Source organism: Paenibacillus cisolokensis (assembly GCF_018403665.1).
Lineage (GTDB): Bacteria > Bacillota > Bacilli > Paenibacillales > Paenibacillaceae > Paenibacillus_AH > Paenibacillus_AH cisolokensis.
This window is the reverse complement of record NZ_BOVJ01000190.1, coordinates 1-3,808: the sequence shown is the minus strand read 5'-3', so window position 1 is coordinate 3,808 and position 3,808 is coordinate 1. Positions and strand designations below refer to the sequence as shown.

Sequence of the window (3,808 nt, the reverse complement as noted above, 5' to 3'; positions counted from 1 at the left end):
CCGGATCGAGCAGGCCAAGCGGCTGCTCCGCGACCGGCGTCTCAAGCTGTACGAAGTGTCGTCGATGGTCGGCTATCAGGATGCCAACTATTTCGCGAAAGTGTTCCGCAAACTGACCGGCGTCATTCCGTCGCAATACCGGAATGCGCTTCCGGAAGAATGATGCGCCTCGGGGCGGTCATCCGCCGGATGCTGTCGCAGCTCCGCATTCAGACCAAGCTGCTGTTCGCCTTTCTGGCCCTTATCGCCATTTCGGCCGGGGCGGTATCGGCCATCGTCTACCGCAACACGGTAGAGAGCATGGAGCGCCGGGTGGAGCAATCGACGGAGCAGGCGATCAATCAGGCGTACTCGTTTCTGTCCTACAAGCTGAACAATATCAAGGACGTATCGAGCATGCTGTTCATGCACGACGAGCTGAACGATATTTTGAACCGGGGCCGATACGGTCTTCGGCTCGGCGACCAGATCGACGATTACAACAAAATTTTGAATATCCTGAACTCGGTCCAGAGCGGCCGCGAAATATACCGGATTCGACTCTATGTCGATTCGACGAATATTTATGCGCGGGAGAAGAGCACGATCTTCGCGCTCGGCACCGTCCGGAACGAGCCGTGGTACGGGGAGATGCTGCACAATTCGGACGGCATCTACTGCCGGTCGCCTTATGAAGACGAATACGGCCGGACCGGCGCGAAGCGAAATATTATCTCCTGCGTTCGTCCGATGCGTACGGAACAGTTTACCGGAGAGGTGATGGGCGTTCTGTCGCTGGAAATTTTGGAGGAGACGTTCCGGCAAATCATTGAGGAGACGCAAAATACGACAACCGGCAAAGTGTATCTGGCGGACCGGACGAATCGGATTATATCGAGCACCGACGAGGCCGGGAACGGAACGGTCGTGCCTCTTGTCGACCTCGATTCGCATATCGTCATCGAAAAGCCGATAGACGGAACAAGCTGGAAGCTGATCGCCCATATCCCGAAGAGCGAAATCTACGCGGAGGTGCGTCAATGGTCGAACGAGCTGTATCTTGTGCTGTCCGTCGTCATCGTCGTCGGGATTTTGGCGGCGGTCGCTTTCTCGCACGGATTGACGCGCCGGATCAAGCTGCTGCTGCAGCAAATCAAGATGATCGAGTCCGAAAACTGGGATTCGCAAACCGATGTCACGACCCATGACGAGATCGGTGTGCTGCAGTCTCATCTGAACCAGATGAGCGAAAATATCCGGGTTATGATTCAGGAGAAGTACAAGACGGAGACGCAGAAGAAAGCGGCGGAGCTACAGGCGCTGCAGGCGCAGATCAACCCGCATTTTCTTTACAATACGCTGGATCTGATCCACTGGATGGCGATGGAGAGGGGCGCGCGGGAAATTAGCGAGGTTGCCGTTCAACTGTCGAGCTTCTTCCGCATCAGCTTAAGCCAGGGCCGCGATATTATTCCGATCGCCGACGAGCTGGAACATGTCCGGACCTATCTGGACATCCAGAATCGCCGGTTCGGCGGCAATATCCGCTATACGATCGATGCCAGTCCCGAGGCTCTCGCGTTCAAAACGGTCAAGCTGGTGCTGCAGCCGATCGTGGAAAACGCGGTGCTGCACGGCATACGGGAGAAGCTCGGCAAGTCGGGCGAGATCGCGGTCCGGTGCCGGATGCATGGCGATGTCATCGAATTTACCGTGGAAGACAACGGCGTAGGCATGACGGAAGAGCAAATGCGGAGGCTGGCCGACGATTCGTCCGGGGCGGGGTACGGAATCAAGAACGTCAAGGAAAAACTGGCGCTCTATTTCGGCGAAGAGGCCGCCGTGTCGTTCGAACGGGCGGACCCGGAAGGAACCCGGGTACGGATACGCATTCCGGCGACGGACCGGGACGTTCGGCCGGACGAGCAGCTGTACCGGGAAGCAAATAAGCGCAACCAACCGAGCATCTGACGACAAATACAGCAATTCGTCCGCATGTTAGACTGTCTTCATCAAGAAAACACTTTCAATTTTAATAAACGAGGGGGCATCCAGTACGATGAAACAGAGATTGTTAATCGGCATCATCCTGATCGTCATGACCGCAATGTTGGCCGCCTGCGGCGGCGATAAAGCCGGCGACGGCGCAAGCGGCGGCGAGTCCGGAGGAGGCGGCGCGGCGGCGGAAAAGCCGGTGCTGAGACAGCTCGGCTTCCAGCGCAACTTCGACCCGAACCAGGACCCGGTGGCCGCCATGCTGGAGGAAAAACGGGCTATAAAGTGGAGTACGAAACGCTTCCGTTGGAAAACCCGGACGATAAGCTGAACCTGCTGATGGCGAACAACGAGCCGTACGACATTTTGAAGCTGTCGGGTTCGCAGTACAACCGTCTGGCGGTGCAGGGCGCGCTTGAGCCGCTCGGCGAACTGATCGAGCAGTACGGGCCGAATATCAAGTCTTCGGTGCCTCAGGAGTATTTCGACAACGCGATGGTGGACGGACAAATTTACGGTATTCCGGAGAAGCATCCGCGCGGCTTCGTCGGCAGCTCGCTGGCTATCCGTCAGGATCTGCTGGATGAGCTGAACCTGGAAGTGCCGACGACAATCGACGAGTTTTACAACCTGCTCGTTGCGATCAAGGAGAAGAAAGGCATTGTGCCGCTCACCGGCTTCGAAAGCATCATTCCGGAAATCTCCGGCGCGTTCGGCGTGGTGACGACGTTCGAAGTCGAGAACGGGAAGCTGATTCACCGCCTGGAAAGCGAAGGCATGAAGCAATATTTGGCGTTCATGAACAAGCTGTACCAGGAAGGGCTGATCGATCCGGAGTGGCCGGTCAACAAGTCGGAAACGGTGCAGCAGAAATTTACGACGGGCAAAGCGGGCGTCACGACCTACGGCTGGGGCGTCGCGTCGGCGGTCACCACCGCGCTGCATAAAAACTTCCCCGACGCGAAAATTACGCTGATCAAATCGCTCACCGGTCCGGACGGCAAAGTCGGCAACTGGGTGCAGGGCGGCGGCGTCAGCTGGTATATCGCCGTTCCGAAAGCGTCCAAAAACAAGGAAGAAGCGATTAAATATATCAATGCCAAACTGGAAAAAGAACTGTTCAAAAACCTGGCCATCGGCGAAGAGGGCGTGCACCACAAAGTGGAAAACGGCGAATTGTTCCCGATTTTGCCCGCCTTCAACGACGAGCGCGGCAGCGCGGACTGGTTCATGACCGGCACCGTTTCCGCCGATTATGAAGAACAGTGGCTGCTGAGGGTGCGGAAAGATCCGGTGCTGTACGCCACCTTCGAAGACATTCAAACCCAGCTTTCGGTTTCGCGCAGCGACCCGACACTGCTCGCGCCTCCGCTTCCGGTCGTCGCGAACAACCTGCAGAAGCTGACGAAAGCGGAGAACGACTACGTCATCAAGATCATTGCCGGAGCGGAATCGCTCGACAACTACGACAAATTTGTGGAGAGCTGGAAAGCCGACGGCGGTTCGGACATGCTGACGGAATTGTCGGCCTGGTACGAGCAGTCGAAATGATGAACGGACAATCCGGGCAGAGCCTCTGCCCGGATTTTTACTCACTTCCTATTTGCCTGTCTAACTGTCCGCGTCTTCCGTCTAATCGTCGCTTGTCCGTCGGTGTGCCCCCGACATCCCTCTAATCGTCGCCGACCCGTCGGTGCGCCTCATCTTTCGTCTAATCATCTCCGGTCCGTCGGTGCGCCCCGTCTTCAGCGCCCCCGTCTCCCGGCAGATTGCATTGGCGAAAATCCTGCGAAAGTGCAGGAATTTTGGCCCGAATAGATGACTGCGGTACAAA

4 protein-coding genes are annotated in these 3,808 nt (G+C 56.9%); all 4 read left to right on the top strand.

Going from position 1 to position 3,808, the window contains the following annotated elements:
- Positions 1 to 4: 4 nt before the first annotated feature.
- The 4 genes from PACILC2_RS23005 (at position 5) to PACILC2_RS22990 (ending at position 3,525) form a co-directional block, all read left to right on the top strand.
- On the top strand, positions 5 to 163 hold the full coding sequence (locus PACILC2_RS23005; protein WP_280515382.1) for a helix-turn-helix domain-containing protein: 159 nt from the start codon (positions 5 to 7) through the stop codon (positions 161 to 163).
- A 26-nt stretch (positions 164 to 189) separates the two neighbouring features.
- Complete coding sequence (locus PACILC2_RS23000) at positions 190 to 1,950, top strand: cache domain-containing sensor histidine kinase (protein ID WP_213531104.1); 1,761 nt, start codon at positions 190 to 192, stop codon at positions 1,948 to 1,950.
- Between the two features lie 88 nt (positions 1,951 to 2,038).
- Positions 2,039 to 2,305, top strand: a complete 267-nt coding sequence (locus tag PACILC2_RS22995) for a hypothetical protein (protein WP_213531102.1) — start codon at positions 2,039 to 2,041, stop codon at positions 2,303 to 2,305.
- Complete coding sequence (locus PACILC2_RS22990; protein ID WP_213531100.1) at positions 2,260 to 3,525, top strand: extracellular solute-binding protein; 1,266 nt, start codon at positions 2,260 to 2,262, stop codon at positions 3,523 to 3,525. The genes PACILC2_RS22995 and PACILC2_RS22990 overlap by 46 nt, the downstream gene beginning before the upstream one ends.
- The last annotated feature ends 283 nt before the right edge of the window (positions 3,526 to 3,808 follow it).